Source organism: Candidatus Omnitrophota bacterium (genome assembly GCA_028693815.1).
Lineage (GTDB): Bacteria > Omnitrophota > Gorgyraeia > Zapsychrales > Aceulaceae > Aceula.
The window spans coordinates 26,454-44,809 of record JAQUUP010000016.1; the positions used below are offsets into that span (position 1 = coordinate 26,454).

Here is an 18,356-nt window from a genome sequence, read left to right on the forward strand (position 1 = left end):
GGTGAATAAGTTAGCTATATATCCAGGGACCTTTGATCCCATTACACTTGGTCATCTGGATGTTATTCAGAGGACTAGTTATATTTTTCCAGAAGTGATTGTGGCTGTAGCAGAAACGTCTCGAAAGAATCTTTTGTTTAGCCTTCAAGAGCGTATCGATATGGTGCGCGAAGCCACCAAAGATTTAAAGGGTGTTCGGGTAGAGGTTTTTAATAGCTTGGTTGTTGATTTTGCACGCAAAAAAAAGTCTGCCGTTTTAATCCGTGGTTTGCGTATGATTTCTGATTTTGAATACGAGTTTCAAATGGCATTAACTAATCGTCGTTTGGCAGAAGACGTTGAGACTGTTTTTTTGATGCCATCTGAAAAACATTCCTTTATTTCATCAACACTCTTAAAAGAAGTTTCGGTGTTGGGAGCCGATGTCTCGACGATGGTTCCGGATTTTGTTGAAAAAAAGCTTAAAGCAAAATTAGCTTCATGAAGATTGCTATTAAAGATATTCCTCTGTGCGGCTTGGAGATTGATGGAATTCTTGAAAAAGAAGATTTCACCTTTGATGGTGAAGATATCCAATGCTTAGCTCCTGTTTGTGTGAGCGCATATCTTGAGTGTATTGGTAATGTTGTATCGGCGAAAGCGAGCGTGAAAGCAAATTTTTCTGTTTTATGTGGGCGATGTCTTCGATCTTTTGAAAAAGAAATTGTAAAAGATTTGGTTTTCCACTACGATTTGGAGGAGCATCCAAGGTATATTGAGCTTGGCGAAGATGTTCGCCAGGAAATTCTTTTAGATTTTCCATCGAAGATTCTTTGTGCAGATGATTGCAAGGGGATTTGCTCAAGTTGTGGGATGGATTTAAATAGTGAAAAATGTAGTTGCAACAGAAGAAATAGTATTTAGTATTTGGTATTTAGTATATGGTAAGAAAATAAAAAAACAAAAGTTTTAAGCGTTGAGCTTAAAGTTTTAGGCCAAACAAAAGATGAGTTAGGTTGCAGGCCGTAGAGTGTAGTTTTTGATTTTTCCAATGCTTTATTTGTAGGTTACAACTTTAAATCTAAAACTTATTTTTATTCTTTTAATTTTTACTAAATACCATATGCTAACGACGAGATACTTGATATTAATGTTTTAACTTTTTATTAGGAGAATTGAAATGGCACATCCAAAAAGACAGCATTCGAAGCAGCGTTCACGCAAAAGACGAACGCATTACAAAGCTGAAGCACCAGCAGTGAGTGTTTGCTCGAATTGTAAAAAAGAAATTGTACCTCACCGAGTCTGTCCATATTGCGGGCATTATAAAGGCAAGCTAGTTGTTGAGATTAAGGTGAAAGAGGCGAAAAAGAAGAAATAGTTTTTTGAGCTCTTAGAGTTTTGGAGTTCGTGGGGTTGTAAAGTTTCTAAAATTTGAGAAAATTTATAACCTAATAAACGCCAAGAACACCACTAACACGATAAACATTTATAAAAGGACCTTGTGTGAATATTATTGTTGATGCTATGGGTGGCGATCATGCGCCGCATGAAATCGTCAAAGGTGTTATTCAGGCCATTGAAGAATTTGATATCAATGTGACTTTAGTTGGTGTTGAAGATAAAGTTCACGAAGAGCTTTCTAAATATAAATATTCAAAAGATCGTATTGAAGTTGTTCATGCACCCGACGTGATCGGCATGCATGATCCTGCCACATCATCTATCCGAAGAAAAAAGAATTCTTCTATTACCACAGGTGTCGATCTTTTAAAAGATTCAAGTAAATATGATGCTTTTATCAGTGCCGGCAACACGGGCGCTGTTGTTTGCGCGTCTACGGTTTTATTAAAAATGCTTCCCGGTGTTGAACGGCCAGCCATTGGCTTGGTTATTCCGACGGAAAAGCGTTTTTCTTTTCTGATTGATGTTGGTGCCAACACAGATCCAAAACCGCAACATCTTCTTCATTCTGCGTTGATGGCGAATGTGTATGCTCAAAAAATTCTAAATATCAAAGAACCTAAAATTGGACTTCTTAATATTGGAGCTGAAGAAACTAAAGGGACAGAATTTAGCAAAGAAACCCATCGGCTTTTGTCCGAACGGGTTTATAATTTTGCTGGAAATATTGAGGCCAACGAAATTTTTTCTGGTCGTTGCGATTGCATTATTTGTGATGGATACGTAGGTAATATTGTAATCAAAGTGGCTGAAAGTGTGATGGAATCGGCGGGAGCTTTGATTAAAAGAGAAATCAAAAAAAGCCCTCTTGCTTTATGGGGAGCGTTTTTGATGAAGTCGCGATTGTTGCATATTAAAAAGCATGCTGATTACACCGAATATGGTGGAGCGCCTCTTTTGGGTGTTAATGGCCTTGTTATGATTAGTCATGGTCGATCAAGTGCCAAGGCAATCAAGAATGCTATTCGTGCAACGATTCGCGAAGTTGAAGATAATTTGATTGAAAACATGATTAAAGAGGTAGGCTAATTTATGCAGAATATAGAAATTCTTTCGCTTGGCCATTATGTTCCTTCCAAAAGATTAACTAATGCAGATTTAGAGAAAATTGTTGATACATCCGACGAGTGGATTACTACGCGCACAGGAATCAAAGAGCGTCGTATTGCAGGCGAGCATGAAAAAACAAGCGATTTAGCGATCAAAGCTGCGGAGCAAGCTTTGTATAATGCAAAACTTCCTGCATTAAAAATAGAATTGATCATTGTTGCGACAACTTCGCCGGACAGCAATTTCCCGTCTGTGGCTTGTCTGGTTCAGAAAGGTATTGGGGCTAAGCATGCAGTAGCGTTTGATGTTTCGGCGGCTTGCACAGGATATGTTTATGCATTATCGGTGGCACATCAGTTTTTGCTGACGGGAATGTATAAAAATGCGCTTGTGATTGCAGCGGATCGATTGACCACGATGATTGATTGGGAAGACAGAGACACTTGTGTTCTTTTTGGTGATGGAGCAGGAGCTTGTATTTTAGCAAAAGGAAGACGCCAAGGGATTTTGTCAGAACATCTGGAAAGTTTTGGTGAATATGGCGATTTAATGAAAGTTGTTATTCCTGAGACTCGTCACCCGTCTAAGCCAAAACATGGATCAGGGCAGCTTCCGTATATTCGTATGCGCGGATCAGAGCTTTTTAAGATTGCTGTTAATTCCATGGCAGAGTGCACTGAGCTTGCTATCAAGAAAGCAAAGATTGATATCTCTGATGTTGCTTGCATTGTTCCTCATCAGGCCAATGATCGGATTATTGCCGGTGTGGCAAAGAAATTGAAAATTCCGAAGGAAAAAGTTTTTATTAATATTGAAAAATATGGCAACATGTCTGCGGCATCAGCTGCGGTTGCCTTGTACGAAGCGGTAGAAGTTGGCCGCATTCGCAAAGGGGACTATGTTGTTTTAGTTGCTTTTGGTGCAGGGCTTGTTTCGGGAGCGATGGTGCTGAAGTTTTAGAAGAGTTTATAGGGCTTATGGTGTTTGTAGAGTTCGTTGAGTTAAAATGAAAATTAATAAATTTGAAGATATCCAAGCATGGCAAGAAAGCAGAATTTTAACAAGAAAAATATATGAGCTTTCTGAAAGCAATAAAAGTTTTTCAAAGGATCTTCGCTTTAAATCACAAATAACTAGTTGTGCAGTTTCTGTAATGTCTAATATTGCGGAGGGGTTTTCCAGAGGCGGTAATAAAGAATTTGCAAGGTTTCTTTTTATTTCAAAAGGTTCTTTATCAGAACTGCAAAGTCAGCTTTATATTGCCTTAGACTTAAAATATATCACGAAGAAAGATTTTGATGAGGTTTTTCAGCTTTCGGATAAAACAGCTCGATTAATTTCGAAATTTATTTCTTATTTGAAAAACACCATTAATGCTAAAATCTAATAAATTCTATTAACCCAACAAACCCAATAAACACTATGAACTCAATAAACGCTGTTGCTTTCATCTTCCCCGGACAAGGCGCACAAACCGTTGGCATGGGCAAAAGTTTTTATGATGGCTCTCCGGCGGCAAAAGCAATCTTTGATCAAGCTCAAAATGTTTTAGGCAATGACTTATTGGATGTTGTCTTTAATGGTCCTCAAGAAAAACTAACACTTACTTCCTACAGTCAACCTGCGATTGTTACTTTTAGTATTGCAGCATTGGCAGCTTTCAAAGAAAGTCCAAAGTTTAAGAATGTTAATCCAAAGTTTACGGCAGGTTTAAGTCTGGGCGAATATTCTGCTCTTATTGCATCTGAAGCATTTTCCTTCGAAGACGGTATTCGTTTAGTTGAGCGCCGCGGTGCATTTATGGAAGAGGCGTGCAATATTAATAAAGGTACGATGGCCGCTGTTATTGGATTTGATAAGATTAAGTTAAAAGAGATTTGCAGCCAAGCAGGTGTTGAGGTGGCAAATTTTAATTCACCAGTGCAGATTGTTATAAGTGGTGAAGTTGAAAAAGTTGAGAAGGCCTGCGAAATGATTAAGTCGGCCGGTGCAAAAAGCGTTATTCTTTTGGATGTTGCCGGAGCATTTCATTCAAGCCTTATGGGTCCAGCTGTTGATAAATTCAAAGGCGAGCTTAATAAAATTATTATTAATCCGCTTATCATACCTGTTGTGAGCAATGTGAAAGCTGTAGCTGAGACAGATCCCGTGGCTATTGCTGATAACCTACCAAAACAAATCACTTCATCTGTCCTTTGGGAAGATTCTGTTCGTTTTATGGCGGCAGAGGGCATCACTGATTTTATCGAGATTGGGCCTGGCACTGTCTTGAAGGGTTTGATTAGGAAGATTGACAGAGAGTTGCGCGTGCACAATATTGAAAAACCTGGTGACATAGAAAGCTTACCATTTTAAGAAATTCATGCGCTAGTATTTAGTATTTAGTATTTAGTATTTGGTATATAGCATTTTGAATAATAAGCTTAGAAATAATTTTTTTTGAATGCTATATATGAAGCATCAAATATTCTGCATCAAAGATTTCTTTCATTTTTCTCAAAAACTTCGTGCTTTCCAAACTTTTCCACGTTATAATTATTTATATTATATTTATTAATATTAATATAAAAGGTATTTATGCTTGGGCTCAAAGAGATACAGGAAATTCTTCCTCAAAAGTATCCTTTTCTTTTGATTGATAAAATTGTTGAATATGAAAAAAATAAGAGTCTAACTGCGATAAAGAACATCACGGGAAATGAATGGGCGACTAAGCGAGGAGAGCAGGCGACAGACGTTTTTCCTGAAGCGTTGATGGTTGAGGCGGCAGCTCAGGCAGCGATTATTTTTCATTCTTTAAATAGTGGGAAAAAAGATAATTTATTCTTTTTGGGAAAAGTAGAGGCAGAGTTTTTAGGGCAGGCTAATGTTGGTGATCAGCTTATTATAAAGGTTGTCTCTGGTAAGAGCATGGGAGCAGGCGGATACCCAAACATTGAAGTTTACGTTAATCAAGAAAAAATTTCAAATATTCAAATATTTTATAGTGTAAAGGAAAAATGATTAAGAAAACAAAAGAAAGCGATTCAAGGCGTGTTGTTATAACAGGCCTGGGCGTTGTTTCATCGCTTGGAATCGGCTGGCAAGATTTTTGGAAAAATCTACTTGCAGGTAAATCCGGTATTAGCAAAATAGAATCTTTTGATACCTCTGGTTATGATCGCCACTATGGTGGAGAGGTTAAGAATTTTGATCCTTCAAAGTTTATACAAAGAAAAAAGATTTCTCACATGGGGCGCGCGTCGCAGATGGCAATTGCTGCTGCTAAGCTTGCTATAGAAGATGCCGGGCTCGATTTGAAAGCTTTGCCTCAAGAAGAAATGGGAGTGTGTTTAGGTACAACCATGGGAGAGCCGCAAATTCTTGAGAATCTATATGTAAAGTCTCTTAAAAAAAGTAATTCTTTAAAAGTTAATAGTATTTCTGCTTTAGCATATCCATCCAATTCAATTTCTTTAAATCTTGCCCACGAATTAAAACTTAAAGGAAATAATATTGTTTTTGGAAATGCGTGTTCTGCAAGCAATTATGCGCTAGGTTATTCATTTGATCTTATTCGATCTGGTTCTTTGGATTTTATGCTTGCAGGCGGCATCGATGCCCTATCTCAAATTGCGTTTACTGGTTTTCAGAGATTACTTGCAATGGCTCCTAGAAAATGTCAACCATTTGATAAAAATAGAAAAGGCATGATGCTTGGAGAAGGTGCAGGGATTCTTGCTTTAGAATCTCTAGAAAACGCAAAAAAAAGAAAAGCAAACATTTATGCAGAAGTTTTAGGTTACGGTCTTTCTTGCGATGCATACAGCATGACAGCATCTGCTTATGAGCAAATATTAAAAGCAACTCAAAAAGCTTTTAAAGATGCAGGTATTTCTTTCAAAGACATTGATTATATTAGCGCTCATGGAACAGGAACTCCAGAGAACGATAAGGTTGAAGCTCAGGCAATCAAAACAATTTTTAAAGAACGTGCGAATAAGATTCCAGTTAATTCGATAAAATCAATGCTTGGACACACCATGGGAGCTGCAGCTGCTCTAGAGGCAATAAGTTGTTGTTTATCAATAAAAAATAGCAAAATACCTCCAACAATTAATTTTGAAACCAAAGATCCTGAGTGTGATATTGATTGTGTGCCGAACAAGGCTAGGGAGCAAAAAGTTGATATTGCTCTGAATAGTTCGCAGGCTTTCGGCGGGAACAATGCGTGTCTTTTGCTGAAGGAGCATGAAATCAATTGAGAATAAATATGATTAACAAGAAAAATATTCTTTTAACTGGCGCAACTGGTTTTCTTGGCAAGTATCTTTTAAAGCTTTTTTTATTAGACAAAGGCATCAATGTTGTTTATCTTCTGATTCGAGGGAGCAATCAAGAGACCTCAATTGCTCGCGCTCAGAAAGTTTTAAAGACAATTTCTTGTGCGAGTAGTTTGAGAGAAAAAAAAGTTATTGTTGTTTCAGGAGATATTTCTAAAAAGAAGTTGGGTTTAACAGGGTCTGAATATGGTGAGCTATGTAAAAAAATCAATAGCATTTATCATTCTGCGGCTCTTACCGGTTTTAGCATTGATTCTAAAATGGCAAAGATGGCAAATGTTTTCGGAACAAAGAACCTCTTAGATTTCTGTTCAGATTGTTTAAATTTGAGTAAATTTAACTATATTGGAACCGCTTTTATTGCAGGGAACAAAGTTGGAAGTTTTTCTGAGGATGATTTTGATTGCGGTCAGAAATTCAATAATCACTACGAACAAAGTAAATTTGAAGCAGAGTCGATAGTCAGAAAAAATTTTAAGAATGAAAAGTTTTTTATTTCAATCTTCCGGCCAAGCATAATTTTGGGAGATTTTTGCACAGGCGGTACAACAAATTTTAAGATGTTCTACGAGCCGCTGTATCTCTTTTCGAAGGGAATCTTTAATTCTGTACCAGCAAATGTTCGTTGTTCTCAAAATATAGTGCCAGTTGATCTTGTCGCCAAAGGTATCTTTTTATTGGCAGAGAGTGAAAAAAAGAATGCAGTATACCATGTCGTAAATCCTACGAATGTGAGGGCAGGAGATTTTGTTGATTTGGCAGCTAGATTCTTTGGGTACACTAACCCAGAATTCATTCCAATAGAGAAATTCAACATGAAAGAATTGACCCCAGTGCAATATAAGTTAATACAACCATTCTTGTCATACTTTAACTATAAAGCTACTTTTTTATCTGATAAAACACAAAAAGCTCTTAAGGATTATAAATTTGAATATCCTAAAATTGACAATGATTATTATCTTCGACTTTTTAACTATTGTGCGAATGTTGGTTTTATTAAGAAAGTAAAATAAAATGACCGCTGTATTCTTTAAATTACAACCGTTTTTAATGTTAGCGGCGTCGGTTTTCGTCTTGTTTTTTAATTTTTTAGTTTATTTCAAGAATAGAAAATCTAAAGTAAACTTCTCTTTTGCCATCTTTGGTGTTTTTATATCAATTTGGCTTTTTTCTTTCGCAGTAGGATATTGCGTTAAAGATCTCTCTGAGAAGATTTATTGGTTTCGGTTAGGATATATTGGAATAATCGGAATACCTGCCAGTTTTTATTCATTTGTTTACTATTTAACAAGAAGAGAGAAGGATAGGATAGTTGTCTTTTTGAACTATCTAATCGCTTTATTGTTCGTGATTTTAAATTTTACAAAGTTTCCATTAGTTGTTGGTCTTTTTTCATATGAGTGGGGGTACTATCCAAACACGTTTGTTTTAAACCATTTTATATTCTTAATTTTCTTTATTTCGCTTTTTTCTATTTCTAATTTTTTAATGACCGTAAGGCTTCTCCGCGGTGGAGATAAGTTCAACGAAATCGAAAGAACAAGAATTAAGTATGCATTGTTTGGATCTGTGGTTGGATCTTTAGGTGCGCTTGATTTTATTGCTAGCTATGGGATTAATTTTCCTCCTGTTGGTTTTATTTTTATGTTTTTGTATCCGATAATTTTCGGTTACGCGATTTTAAAATATAGGTTCTTGGATGTAACCGTAGCAATTACGAGAACAGGCGCTTTTGTTTTTGTTTATTCTATCGTTCTTGGTATTCCATTTGCTATGGCCTTAGGATGGAAGCAGACGCTTGTTGCTTGGCTGGGTGATTTGTGGTGGCTTATTCCTTTGGTGTCCTCAACGTTGCTTGCTACTGGAGGACCATTTTTATATCTTTTTATTCAGAAAAAAGCTGAGAATCAATTGTTGCGTGATCAAAAACGATATCAGGCAACTTTAAAACAAGCTTCTTCTGGAATGACGCGCATCAAAGACTTAAAAAAATTACTTAATTTAATTGTTTATATTTTATCTAGAACGATTAACTTAGATCATGCTTGCATTTATCTTTATGATTCTAGAAAGAAAGAGTATTTGCTTAAAGCTGCAAGAGGAAAAAGTTTGGATAGTTTTGATTGTGTGATCAAAAAGCATTCTACTTTTATCCGTTATTTGGAGAAAGTTAATGCTCCGATTGTTTACGAGGAAATAAAACAAAGAATGCATGATTATGGGGGTCAGGAATACAAAGAAGTGGAAGAAGGAATGAGAAGTTTGCAAGCTGAGGTTGTTGTTCCGATTTTTACAGAAAAACAGCTTATTGCAATCGGTATTCTAGGAAAAAAGAAATCTAAAGAGATGTATAGCCAAGATGATTTAGCTGTTTTTACAATCCTTGGAAATCAAGTTGCATTAGCTATTGAAAATGCTCAGTTTTATGAAGAGTCTAAAAAAACGCAAGCTCAGCTTTTTCAAGCAGAGAAAATGGCCACTATTGGTACTATGGCAGATGGGCTCTCGCATCAAATCAACAATCGCTTGCATGCTCTTGGTTTTATTGCAGGGGATGCGCTCGATTCAATTAAGCTAAAAGCAGAAACTGCAAATCAGTCTTCAGAAGAAATCAAAGAGCTTTTGCGTGATGTTACAGGTGCTCTTCTTAAAATTCAAGAAAATGTTCGTCAAGGGGGAGAGATCGTGCAAGGTCTTTTGCGTTACACGCGAAAAGGAGAAGAAGGATTTTGCTCTGTTGATTTTAGAAAACTCGTTGATGCATCCATTGAAATGGCACAGTTTAAGATTAAAAAAGATCAACTTACCATTATTAAAGATTATGATTCAAATGTTCCTGCTATTTGTGGTAATTTTACACAGCTTCAAGAAGTTATGTTTAATATTATTGATAATGCGTATGATGCAGTCATGCAAAGAAAATCTGAGGAAAAAGACCCTCATTATAAAGCAAAAATTCAAATATCAACTCGTAGAACAGACGGTTTTCTCGAGATTAGTATTTTGGACAACGGGATTGGCATTAAAGAAGAAGACCAAAATAAATTGTTCACACCTTTTTTTACAACCAAATTGTCGAGCAAGAAAGGTACAGGTCTTGGTCTTTATGTGATTCAAAAAATTGTGGAAGAGAATCATAGAGGCAAAGTTTTTATGTCATCAGAAAATAATATTGGCACACTTACGATTTTAAAGTTACCTATATTTAAGAAATAGAAATAGAAATAATAAAAATGTGAAGCGTGAAATGTGAAACGTGAAGAGTGGGAAGAAAGACCAAAGGCTAAAATCCCAAATGATTTTTTTGTCTGTTTATACGCTTCACTATTCACGGTTCACTCTTCACTCTTTCCGGAGGAAAACCAATGTCAAAGTTATTAATTGTAGATGATGAACAAGATGTTAGAGAATTTGCAAAGAGTTTTTTTACGAAGCGAAAGATTGACGTAAGAACAGCTTCTGGAGGTGCGGAGGCTTTGGTTCTTATCGAGGAAGATAATCCTGATCTTGTGCTTTTAGATGTGCGCATGGGTGAGATGACAGGAGTTGAGACGTTACGAAAGCTTCGAGAAAAAGGAAACAATGTCAAAGTTATTATGGTTACAGGTGTTGAGGATCAAGACGTTATTGATGAGACAAAAAGTCTTGGCGTGGTCAACTATGTTCATAAGCCTCTGGCTTTAGATGAGCTAGAACAGATTGTACTGAAAGAGCTCGCATAAGCGAGCTTGTGAAGCGGGAAACGTGAAGAGTGAAGAAAAAATGCAAAAAATAAAAAATTTTAGAGATCTTGAAATCTGGAAACTTGGAAAAGAAATTGTCATTGATATATATGAAACAATAAAGGGATTTCCAAAAGAAGAAGTTTTTGGAATTAGCTCTCAAATGCGTAGAGCTGCAGTCTCGATTCCGTGAAATATAGCTGAAGGTTTTAATCGTTATCATAATAAAGAATATAAGCATTTTTTGTATATTGCTCTTGGTTCGTGCGCAGAGCTGGAAACGCAAGCTGAAATCTGCTATGATTTAAAATATCTAACGAAGGTTTGCCTTGATAGTTTATTAGAAAAGATTGATTATGAAACTAGGATGATCAGAAATTTAATTAAGAAACTTTAAGCTCAGCATGTTTTTTAGTATTTTCAATCCTGTTATTTAAACGCTTCACGTTTCACTTTTAACGTTTCACTATTTTTAAAAATTATGGAAATAAATTATAAAAAAGAACTTGAGAACGCCAGTCGTAGCATGATTTTGGTTCATGACCCTAATCTTTTGATCAAATTGATTATCCGCCTGATTGTACGCAAAGTTCATGCCAAGCATGCCGGTGTTTTGCTTTTTCAGCCTGAAAAAGATTGTTATGTTTTAACCATCTCCGGCGGGAAAGAAGGGATGAAAATCCCGCCTGGGTTTGCAAAATTTACCAAAGAAAATTCTCTTGTAAAACTTTTTACGCAAAAACAATACTATGAGCAATTTGCTAAAAAGGGGTATTTGATTGTTTCCGATTTGAATAAATTAATTTGGCAGGAAAGTGTTTTAGCAAGCCAAGAAGAAAAAAAGGAATTCTTAAATAGTGTTATTCGTCAAATGGGGATGTTTAATGTTTTGGCATGCGTTCCGGCATATTTTCATGGTAACCTTTTGGCGCTTCTTTTGCTAGGGGAAAAATCTACCAATGAAGGATACAACGCCGAGGAGCTTGACTTTTTATCGGCCCTAGCATCAAATGTGGCGATGGCGATTCAAAACGCTCAGCTTATTGATGATCTAAAAAAACAGGTTGATCAAAACAAAGCCCTTTTTATTAATACTGTTCTTTCACTTGCCTCAACCATTGAAGCGAAGGATAAATATACACGAGGACATACCGAGCGTGTTACGCATTATTCTCTGACAATTGCTAATGAATTAGTTAGAAGTAAAGCAGTTGATTTGCCAGAAAGTTTTTCTGAGAATTTATATATTGCAGGCCTTTTGCATGATATTGGAAAAATTGGTGTTCCTGAAAGTGTTTTGTGTAAAGAGGGAGGACTGACAGACGAGGAGTTTGTCCAAATTAAAGAGCATCCGCTTCGCGGTGCCGAAATTTTAAAGAATCTTCCTGAGTTCGAACAATGTCTCGAAGGTGTCAAATATCATCACGAAAGATATGATGGGCGAGGCTATCCTGAAGGATTAAAAGGCGAGGAGATTCCTATTATTGCAGCCATTGTGGCTGTAGCTGACACGTACGATGCTATGACTTCAGACAGAACCTACCGAAAAGCTCTCTCGAAAGAAACTGCTGTTGAAGAAATTAAAAAGAATGCCGGCATTCAGTTTCATCCTATTGTGGCCAATGCATTTGTTGATCTGTGTTCTAGGCAGGAAATTTAACCAAAGATTTTATTGGAAGTTGAATAATAAATTTGGTGCCAATTCCAATTTGGCTTTCAGCAAAGATAATCCCTCGGTGTTCTGCTATAATTCTTTGGGTTATAGAGAGACCTAATCCTGTTCCTTCGTCTTTTCTTGTGTAGAAAGGATCAAAGATATGTTTAAGGTCCTTTTTTTTAATTCCAGGACCGCTATCTTGTATTGCGATGTTTAGGGTGCTACTGGCAATCTTTGTTCTTATCGATAGATTTCCACCTGTTTTCATGGCATCAATGGCATTTAAGAAAATATTTAAGAAAGCCTGCCTAAGTTGATTGGAGTCAGCTTCAATAAATAATTCTAGATAATCACTATCGAATTCTTTGGAGACTTTAATTTTATGTTTTATAAAGTCACTGTTCAAAAACTCTAAGATATTATTCATAAGACTATGAATATCAATATCTTTAAGGGCAAGAGGAGAAGGTCGTGCAAATTCGAGTAGCTGATGTACGATATTGTCAATTCTCTCAACTTCATTTCCAACAATACGACTAAATTTCTTAAGGAATTCTTTGTCTTCTAATTTTTCGGGTAAATATTCACAAAAAGTTTTAATGGCTGTTAAAGGATTCTTAATTTCATGCGCCATTCCGCTTGCCAATGTAGCAATAGATTTTAGTCTTTCCGTTTGTACAATTTCTTGTTTGAGTAATTCATTTTCCTTAACAATCTCATCTCGAGTGTTTTTAAAGAATACTTTATCTACTAAAAACTGAATTTTATTTCGTAATGGAACAGAAATAAGACCTAATCCAAATGCTGTAATAATGCTCAAAGAGATTGAACGATATCCTAGAATTTCTTGCAGCATTCTTTCTATAAAAATGATAATTATTAAGTAGAGCAAAGAAATGAGCGTGATTAAAATAGAGTAAATAATACTTTTTTTAAAGATTATTTGAATGTCCATTAATTGATGCTTAATTATTGCGTACCCAAATATTGAAATAAAAAAAAGTGATGGAATAAAGCCAAAAGGTTGAAAATTAATTCCATAATTTGGAATAAAATCAATAGATGCAAGGGTAAAAATTAAGAATCCAGTTAAAATATATTTTGCTTGAACAGTTTTTTTTGATTTTGGCTTTTGATTTCTTGCAATAAAATTAATAAGTATTTTAAGGCACAAAAGAATGCCAATAAAAAAGAATGCTAAGTAGATGTAGTGGAGATTTCCTGCCTTTGGGTATGGACCCCATTGATAGTAGTAGAACCCATTTACGATTAGGTTTGTTTTAAGAATTAAGAGGCAAAAACTTAGTGTAGTAGCATAGGCAACTCTTATTAGTTTTTTGTTTATTTTAGTATCTAAAAATAGAAGTGTATAATGAAAAGTTAGAGCTGGAAAAGCAGTTATTCCGCAATAAGATATTCTTGCGAGGAGCTGTTCTAAGTTTTTATTTATGTCAAAAAGAGAAATAATCTTATAAAGAAAAAGCCAAGAAAATGTTGTGAGACATAGAAAGAAGAATATTTGATTTATTTTTTGCCGAGGATTTCTGGTCAGAATAATAATTCCTGACCAAAGAATCAAGATTGAAGAAAATATTTGAAGATATGAATAGAAATTTTCAGGCATTTATTTTTTCATCGTTGATCTTACGGTAGCTAAGACCTCGTCTGACTTGAAAGGTTTAACAATGTAACCGGAAGCGCCTAGGCGTACAGCCTCTGTAGCAGTTTCGACTGATTTGTATCCTGTAACAATGATAACTTTAAGTTGAGCATGTTTTTCTTTCATGGATTCGAGTGTCTCAAGGCCGCTCATTTTTGGCATCTTGATATCCATTAAGACAAGAGCAATATCCGAAGAATTCTCTAGAATTTCTAAGGCTTGTTCGCCGTCTTCGGCTAAAATGAGATTATAATAATCTTCGAGGATTAATTTAAGCGACTCCCTGATTCCTTCTTCGTCATCAACAATTAGAATTTTTAGGTTTGACATATTAGAACTCCATATAAAAGGATTAAAGGAATAGAGGAATAGAGGATTAAAGATAAAAGTTTAAAGCTTATTTTTTAAAACAGACATAAGCTTGTGCATAATCCGCTGTACCTCGTCGTGCAATTCAATAATTTTGTTAAAGCTAGCTTGTTTTAAATAATTTAAATCTCTTGCTAGAAATAATTGCGTTTCGAGTTCTGCAAGAGACGCGTAAGAAATAGAAAGAAATCGCAAATATTCCGCTGTTCCAAATCGAGTATATCCTTCTGCAATGTTTGAAGGAACCGATAATGCGCTTCGATTCATTTGAGATGTTAGGCCGTATTGTTCAGTTCTCGGAAATGTTTGCGTTGTTTTGTATATTGTTAAACATAAATTATAGGATTTTTGCCAGGCGATTAGATCTTTATAGGTTTTTAAAGTTTTTTTCTTTTCCACTTGATTCCTTTAGTCCTTTAATCCTTTATTCCTTTTTTACAGCTCTACTGGCGTTGCTACGCAAATCACTTTGGCAACTTTAGTATTAGTATTCTCAAAATAGTGGGGGAGGGAGGCATCAAAATAGAGCGTGTTGCCTTCCTTTAATATATGGCTGTTATCCCCAATTTTTGCAGAAATAGATCCTTCTAAGACAAAAAGAAATTTTTCGCTTGATTTTGAACCTTGTTCGACATTTGTTTTTCCATTTGGCTCAATGCGCAAAAGAATAGGCATCATTTTCTTAGATAAAACTTTGTTAGTTAAGATTTCATAAGATGACCTATCGCTGTAATTAAAGAAATCAGCTGAAGATTCCTCCGTTTTAACATCAACTTTGTTTGTTTCAAGAGAAATATCTTGATAAAGTTCTGTGATTTCAACGTTAAGTGCTTTGGCAATTTCTATGTGCGATTCAAGCGTCCCCGTCATTTTTAAATTTTCTATTCGACTTAAAGTGGCAAGTTGAATGCCGCTTTTCTTAGACAGTTCCGTTAGCGATATTTTTTGCTGTTTTCGAATTTCTTTAATTCTTTTTCCGATTAACATAAATGAGCTCCATTTTTATACTTACGCTGCGCTTAAGCGCACGCGGAGTGTTAGCGAACATAAAATAGCTGTGTGAATCTTAATGAACTCTAGTTTTACAGAACTTTCGTGAATGTAAAACTATTGATTGAATTAATCCTCACGAGCGCAAGCGAGTTGAGGATTTCTTTATTCCTGTTTTCATCTTTTTAATAATAACATATTTTGACGAATAGTCAATATTATTTTGATTAAAAACAAATAAATTTTAGTATATCTTTTTATGAACATTGCAAGTTATTGCAATGAAATATGATGCGACTTCATCTAATATTGATTATTCATCAATATACTCTTGACAAATCATCAACGATATGCTATTCTTGTTATTGCCTTCCAAAGGAGATAGTAATGAACGAAGATAATTTTAAGAATGAATTCTCAAACTCACCAGAAATCGATAATAACATTTTTTCCTCGCCGAGAAGCATTATTGCATTGTATACAAGTTTACGGATTCTTTTAATGATGAGAAAAGAGTTAGGACTTGAGGCAATGCTTGAGTACTTGAATAAGAATGTCGAGACGATCGAAAATAATAATATTCAAATGAAGAGTGCTGTAACAAGGGCGCTGCTTTTTATTGACACGAAGAAAATATATGAAAAAGCTATGTTTAAAGAATAATTGCTTTGTTTTTATGGTTGGGATAATTAGTCTTTTAATTATCTTTTGGCCAGTTTCAGCGCAAAGTTTTATAGGGCAGCCTTCCGAAGAAAATAAAATAGAAATTCTTTTAAAAAACTATATCTGGGAAAAATCAGGAAATGGAATCAATGAGCTTGAGATCACAGCTATTGACATTGTTCCCTCAGAGCCATCAATTGTTTATGTTGGTACTTCAAAGGCCGTGTATCGATCTAGTGACAGTGGAAAGAATTATGTGCTTGCGCTCTATATAGAGGGAAGCCAGCAAAGAGTTAATGATATTTATATTTCCGAACAAAATCTTGTTTATATTGCATCAGATGCTGGTGTTTTTCTTGGTGACAGAGAAGGAAAGCGATGGAAAAAGATTTTTAGCGCTGATTCTTCTAAGAATCAGCGCTGTTTCTCTGTTTTGGATAGTGAAAAGACGATATATGTCGCAACAACAACTGGGCTCTTTTTTAGGTCAAAGACAGGTTTTATTTGGCATCGAATGAGTGGTGTTCTTGGGTCTGATCCAGTATTTTTTCTTCAAAAAAGTTGTAATTTTGTATATGCAGTTTCTCAAAAAGATATTTTTGAGTTAGATATGGAGAACAAGGATGCTGTTAAGATTTTCTCTGTTCGATCTTCAGGCTCAAGGACGGAATCCTTGGAAAGTTCAGATGAAGACGATGTTTTAAGTCTGGCCAAAGAAATCCTAAGTTTTTATATCTTTGATTCACGAGATCCAATTTTCTTTGTTGCCACAAGAAATGGGATTTTTTATCGGATAGAGGATCAGGAGTCTTGGCGCAGTATTCTCATTTCAGGTTTTTCTTCTGAATATCTGACTTCTCTAGTAGCTATCGAAAAGAATCAGCTGATGGCTTCAACTCAAAAAGGTATTTTCTATTTTAAGGATAATCAGTGGAAGCAATTATATAAAGGCTTTCCATCAAACAAGACGAACTGCTTGGCTTTTAGCGTGCAGGGAGATGTTTATGCCGGGTCTGATAAGGGTCTTTTTATGCTTAGAAAGCAGGATACTATGAAAAGTGATTTTTTTGCAGATTATAGAAAAATTAAGGATTTTTTTGAGAATGAGCCTTCAGTTGGTTGGGTTCAGAAAAAGGCAATTGAATATGCGGAAGTCAGTCCTAGCAAAATAAAACAATGGCGACAGCAAGCGCGAAATAAGGCCTGGCTTCCGAATTTATCTCTTGGTCTAGATGGGGATCGAAACTTAACTATGTCGGATAGTGTTTATGGAAGCTATACAGGCGGAGGTCAGCAGTATGTTGGAACAGATGACAAAACGGCTTATAACAATTTAGGATGGGATGTTTCTTTGTCTTGGGATTTAGGAGATATTATTTGGAATTCTGATCAAACTTCAATTGATTCGCGTTCGAAGATGATGGTAGAGCTTAGAGAAGATATCTTGGATGAAGTCACGCGTCTTTATTTTGAGCGTAGGCGAATTCAAGTGGAAATCTTAACAAAGAATGAACAAGAGTATCAGCTTCTTATTGATAAGCAGATGAGGGTTGAGGAACTTACGGCTCTTATTGATGCTTTAACTGGCGGTCAATTTAGCCAGGAGATCAAAATAAAATGGAACGATAGTTAATGAAAAGAGCGAAAAATGTTAAGAATAAATTTCTCACAACAGCTGCAGAAACAAGACAAGGAGCATAGATATGAAGAAAATAATTCTAGCTGTGTTATGTTTAGTTTTTCTTTCGGCAAGCACCTTTGCTTTTGCCGAAGATGTTTACATAACACAAAACGGTGCAAAGTATCACAAAGAAACATGTCGATTTGTTAAAGACAAAGAGATAACAAAAATGGACAAAAAAGAAGCTGTTGATCAAGGTTATACACCTTGCGGTCGATGCTACAAAGAAGATCTTGTGGTTAGCGACAAAAGTGAAAGTAAGAAAGTTGCCTTAAAGCAAGAAGATCAAAAGGTAGAAAAATAAATACACAAATAAGTTTTTGCAGCTTGTTGGCGAGAAAAAATTTATAAATATTAAAAAGGAGAGCAAAATGAAAAAAAATCAATTTTTATTTGGATTAATTATTATTCCATTTTTGTTCTCTGCAACACCTGCTTTAGCAGAAGAATCTCAAGAAAAGACATCGCAAGTTCAAGGAAAAGAGATTAAAAATCAAAGCATATTAGAAAATATAGAATTGCCAAAGAAAATAAATAATCAAGATGATCTTAAACAAACAGAAATTGCACCAAAAGCGATGATCACTGGAGACAGGCCGTTTGAGTCTATGGAAAAGTTAGACGTTGATCCTGCGAGTGGTACTGCTTCGGCAAGTATTCCTCTCCAGGTTCCTCGAGGCCGCGGTGGCGTTGAGCCGGCACTTGCGCTTGCGTACAATTCTGGTTCTTCGAATGGCCTATTAGGAGTGGGCTGGTTTTTGGATCTTGGAAAAATTGGGCGATCCACTAAATTCGG

At 35.6% G+C, this 18,356-nt stretch carries 21 protein-coding genes and 1 pseudogene; 18 read left to right on the forward strand and 4 right to left on the reverse strand.

The features are described 5' to 3' along the window. Position 1 precedes the first annotated feature (1 nt). From coaD to PHY73_06240, 14 genes and pseudogenes are all read left to right on the forward strand, one after another. Positions 2 to 484, forward strand: coding sequence for a pantetheine-phosphate adenylyltransferase (coaD, locus tag PHY73_06175; protein MDD3375288.1), 483 nt, complete (start codon positions 2 to 4; stop codon positions 482 to 484). After that, positions 481 to 903, forward strand: a complete 423-nt coding sequence (locus PHY73_06180) for a DUF177 domain-containing protein (GenBank protein MDD3375289.1) — start codon at positions 481 to 483, stop codon at positions 901 to 903. The genes coaD and PHY73_06180 overlap by 4 nt, the downstream gene beginning before the upstream one ends. 256 nt (positions 904 to 1,159) lie before the next feature. Continuing rightward, the gene (gene rpmF / locus PHY73_06185; GenBank protein ID MDD3375290.1) at positions 1,160 to 1,360 is read left to right on the forward strand and encodes a 50S ribosomal protein L32; all 201 of its coding nucleotides are present in this window, start codon (positions 1,160 to 1,162) and stop codon (positions 1,358 to 1,360) included. Positions 1,361 to 1,485: 125 nt separating this feature from the next. After that, the gene (plsX, locus tag PHY73_06190) at positions 1,486 to 2,472 is read left to right on the forward strand and encodes a phosphate acyltransferase PlsX (GenBank protein ID MDD3375291.1); all 987 of its coding nucleotides are present in this window, start codon (positions 1,486 to 1,488) and stop codon (positions 2,470 to 2,472) included. A gap of 3 nt (positions 2,473 to 2,475) precedes the next feature. Continuing rightward, positions 2,476 to 3,453 carry a ketoacyl-ACP synthase III gene (locus PHY73_06195; GenBank protein MDD3375292.1) on the forward strand — a complete coding sequence of 326 codons (978 nt, stop codon included), beginning with the start codon at positions 2,476 to 2,478 and terminating at the stop codon, positions 3,451 to 3,453. Positions 3,454 to 3,499: 46 nt separating this feature from the next. After that, positions 3,500 to 3,880, forward strand: a complete 381-nt coding sequence (locus PHY73_06200) for a four helix bundle protein (GenBank protein ID MDD3375293.1) — start codon at positions 3,500 to 3,502, stop codon at positions 3,878 to 3,880. Between the two features lie 35 nt (positions 3,881 to 3,915). Next, the gene (fabD, locus tag PHY73_06205; protein ID MDD3375294.1) at positions 3,916 to 4,848 is read left to right on the forward strand and encodes an ACP S-malonyltransferase; all 933 of its coding nucleotides are present in this window, start codon (positions 3,916 to 3,918) and stop codon (positions 4,846 to 4,848) included. A 222-nt stretch (positions 4,849 to 5,070) separates the two neighbouring features. Next, positions 5,071 to 5,496: a 3-hydroxyacyl-[acyl-carrier-protein] dehydratase FabZ gene (locus PHY73_06210; protein ID MDD3375295.1), complete on the forward strand. Its 426-nt coding sequence runs from the start codon at positions 5,071 to 5,073 to the stop codon at positions 5,494 to 5,496. Then, on the forward strand, positions 5,493 to 6,737 hold the full coding sequence (locus PHY73_06215) for a beta-ketoacyl-[acyl-carrier-protein] synthase family protein (GenBank protein ID MDD3375296.1): 1,245 nt from the start codon (positions 5,493 to 5,495) through the stop codon (positions 6,735 to 6,737). Before PHY73_06210 ends, PHY73_06215 begins: the two co-directional genes overlap by 4 nt. An 8-nt stretch (positions 6,738 to 6,745) precedes the next feature. Further along, positions 6,746 to 7,831, forward strand: a complete 1,086-nt coding sequence (locus tag PHY73_06220; protein MDD3375297.1) for an SDR family oxidoreductase — start codon at positions 6,746 to 6,748, stop codon at positions 7,829 to 7,831. A 37-nt stretch (positions 7,832 to 7,868) separates the two neighbouring features. Next, positions 7,869 to 10,034, forward strand: a complete 2,166-nt coding sequence (locus tag PHY73_06225; GenBank protein MDD3375298.1) for an ATP-binding protein — start codon at positions 7,869 to 7,871, stop codon at positions 10,032 to 10,034. 149 nt (positions 10,035 to 10,183) lie between these two features. Next, positions 10,184 to 10,540 carry a response regulator gene (locus PHY73_06230; GenBank protein MDD3375299.1) on the forward strand — a complete coding sequence of 119 codons (357 nt, stop codon included), beginning with the start codon at positions 10,184 to 10,186 and terminating at the stop codon, positions 10,538 to 10,540. 40 nt (positions 10,541 to 10,580) lie between these two features. Further along, positions 10,581 to 10,937 (forward strand): annotated as a pseudogene (locus PHY73_06235) (four helix bundle protein). An 84-nt stretch (positions 10,938 to 11,021) separates the two neighbouring features. Then, complete coding sequence (locus PHY73_06240; GenBank protein ID MDD3375300.1) at positions 11,022 to 12,200, forward strand: HD-GYP domain-containing protein; 1,179 nt, start codon at positions 11,022 to 11,024, stop codon at positions 12,198 to 12,200. Here the strand turns inward: PHY73_06240 and PHY73_06245 are convergent. Genes PHY73_06245 through PHY73_06260 form a run of 4 tightly spaced genes read right to left on the reverse strand, consistent with a single transcriptional unit; the run spans position 12,184 to position 15,213 of the window. Beyond that, positions 12,184 to 13,821, reverse strand: coding sequence for an ATP-binding protein (locus PHY73_06245; GenBank protein ID MDD3375301.1), 1,638 nt, complete (start codon positions 13,819 to 13,821; stop codon positions 12,184 to 12,186). The two genes, PHY73_06240 and PHY73_06245, sit on opposite strands and share 17 nt — an antisense overlap. Beyond that, positions 13,822 to 14,187 carry a response regulator gene (locus tag PHY73_06250; protein ID MDD3375302.1) on the reverse strand — a complete coding sequence of 122 codons (366 nt, stop codon included), beginning with the start codon at positions 14,185 to 14,187 and terminating at the stop codon, positions 13,822 to 13,824. It abuts the gene before it with no gap. A gap of 60 nt (positions 14,188 to 14,247) precedes the next feature. After that, positions 14,248 to 14,625 carry a four helix bundle protein gene (locus PHY73_06255; protein ID MDD3375303.1) on the reverse strand — a complete coding sequence of 126 codons (378 nt, stop codon included), beginning with the start codon at positions 14,623 to 14,625 and terminating at the stop codon, positions 14,248 to 14,250. A 36-nt stretch (positions 14,626 to 14,661) separates the two neighbouring features. Then, complete coding sequence (locus PHY73_06260; protein MDD3375304.1) at positions 14,662 to 15,213, reverse strand: XRE family transcriptional regulator; 552 nt, start codon at positions 15,211 to 15,213, stop codon at positions 14,662 to 14,664. 390 nt (positions 15,214 to 15,603) lie between these two features. Between PHY73_06260 and PHY73_06265 the strand changes: the two genes are divergently transcribed. The 4 genes from PHY73_06265 to PHY73_06280 form a co-directional block, all read left to right on the forward strand. Beyond that, positions 15,604 to 15,879 carry a hypothetical protein gene (locus PHY73_06265; protein ID MDD3375305.1) on the forward strand — a complete coding sequence of 92 codons (276 nt, stop codon included), beginning with the start codon at positions 15,604 to 15,606 and terminating at the stop codon, positions 15,877 to 15,879. Beyond that, positions 15,854 to 17,512 carry a hypothetical protein gene (locus PHY73_06270; GenBank protein MDD3375306.1) on the forward strand — a complete coding sequence of 553 codons (1,659 nt, stop codon included), beginning with the start codon at positions 15,854 to 15,856 and terminating at the stop codon, positions 17,510 to 17,512. The genes PHY73_06265 and PHY73_06270 overlap by 26 nt, the downstream gene beginning before the upstream one ends. Positions 17,513 to 17,582: 70 nt before the next feature. Continuing rightward, entirely contained in the window at positions 17,583 to 17,864 is a 282-nt protein-coding gene (locus PHY73_06275; GenBank protein ID MDD3375307.1) for a hypothetical protein, read from the forward strand. Positions 17,865 to 17,931: 67 nt separating this feature from the next. Next, positions 17,932 to 18,356 (forward strand): SpvB/TcaC N-terminal domain-containing protein (locus tag PHY73_06280; GenBank protein ID MDD3375308.1); only part of this gene is annotated, 425 nt, incomplete at its 3' end.

Coding starts and splice junctions, on each gene's coding strand:
- PHY73_06180 (MDD3375289.1), top strand. CDS start 481: ATGAAGATTGCTATTAAAGATATTCCTCTGTGCGGCTTGGAGATTGAT.
- rpmF (MDD3375290.1), top strand. CDS start 1,160: ATGGCACATCCAAAAAGACAGCATTCGAAGCAGCGTTCACGCAAAAGA.
- PHY73_06195 (MDD3375292.1), top strand. CDS start 2,476: ATGCAGAATATAGAAATTCTTTCGCTTGGCCATTATGTTCCTTCCAAA.
- PHY73_06200 (MDD3375293.1), top strand. CDS start 3,500: ATGAAAATTAATAAATTTGAAGATATCCAAGCATGGCAAGAAAGCAGA.
- fabD (MDD3375294.1), top strand. CDS start 3,916: ATGAACTCAATAAACGCTGTTGCTTTCATCTTCCCCGGACAAGGCGCA.
- PHY73_06210 (MDD3375295.1), top strand. CDS start 5,071: ATGCTTGGGCTCAAAGAGATACAGGAAATTCTTCCTCAAAAGTATCCT.
- PHY73_06215 (MDD3375296.1), top strand. CDS start 5,493: ATGATTAAGAAAACAAAAGAAAGCGATTCAAGGCGTGTTGTTATAACA.
- PHY73_06220 (MDD3375297.1), top strand. CDS start 6,746: ATGATTAACAAGAAAAATATTCTTTTAACTGGCGCAACTGGTTTTCTT.
- PHY73_06225 (MDD3375298.1), top strand. CDS start 7,869: ATGTTAGCGGCGTCGGTTTTCGTCTTGTTTTTTAATTTTTTAGTTTAT.
- PHY73_06230 (MDD3375299.1), top strand. CDS start 10,184: ATGTCAAAGTTATTAATTGTAGATGATGAACAAGATGTTAGAGAATTT.
- PHY73_06240 (MDD3375300.1), top strand. CDS start 11,022: ATGGAAATAAATTATAAAAAAGAACTTGAGAACGCCAGTCGTAGCATG.
- PHY73_06245 (MDD3375301.1), bottom strand. CDS start 13,821: ATGCCTGAAAATTTCTATTCATATCTTCAAATATTTTCTTCAATCTTG.
- PHY73_06250 (MDD3375302.1), bottom strand. CDS start 14,187: ATGTCAAACCTAAAAATTCTAATTGTTGATGACGAAGAAGGAATCAGG.
- PHY73_06260 (MDD3375304.1), bottom strand. CDS start 15,213: ATGTTAATCGGAAAAAGAATTAAAGAAATTCGAAAACAGCAAAAAATA.
- PHY73_06265 (MDD3375305.1), top strand. CDS start 15,604: ATGAACGAAGATAATTTTAAGAATGAATTCTCAAACTCACCAGAAATC.
- PHY73_06270 (MDD3375306.1), top strand. CDS start 15,854: ATGAAAAAGCTATGTTTAAAGAATAATTGCTTTGTTTTTATGGTTGGG.
- PHY73_06275 (MDD3375307.1), top strand. CDS start 17,583: ATGAAGAAAATAATTCTAGCTGTGTTATGTTTAGTTTTTCTTTCGGCA.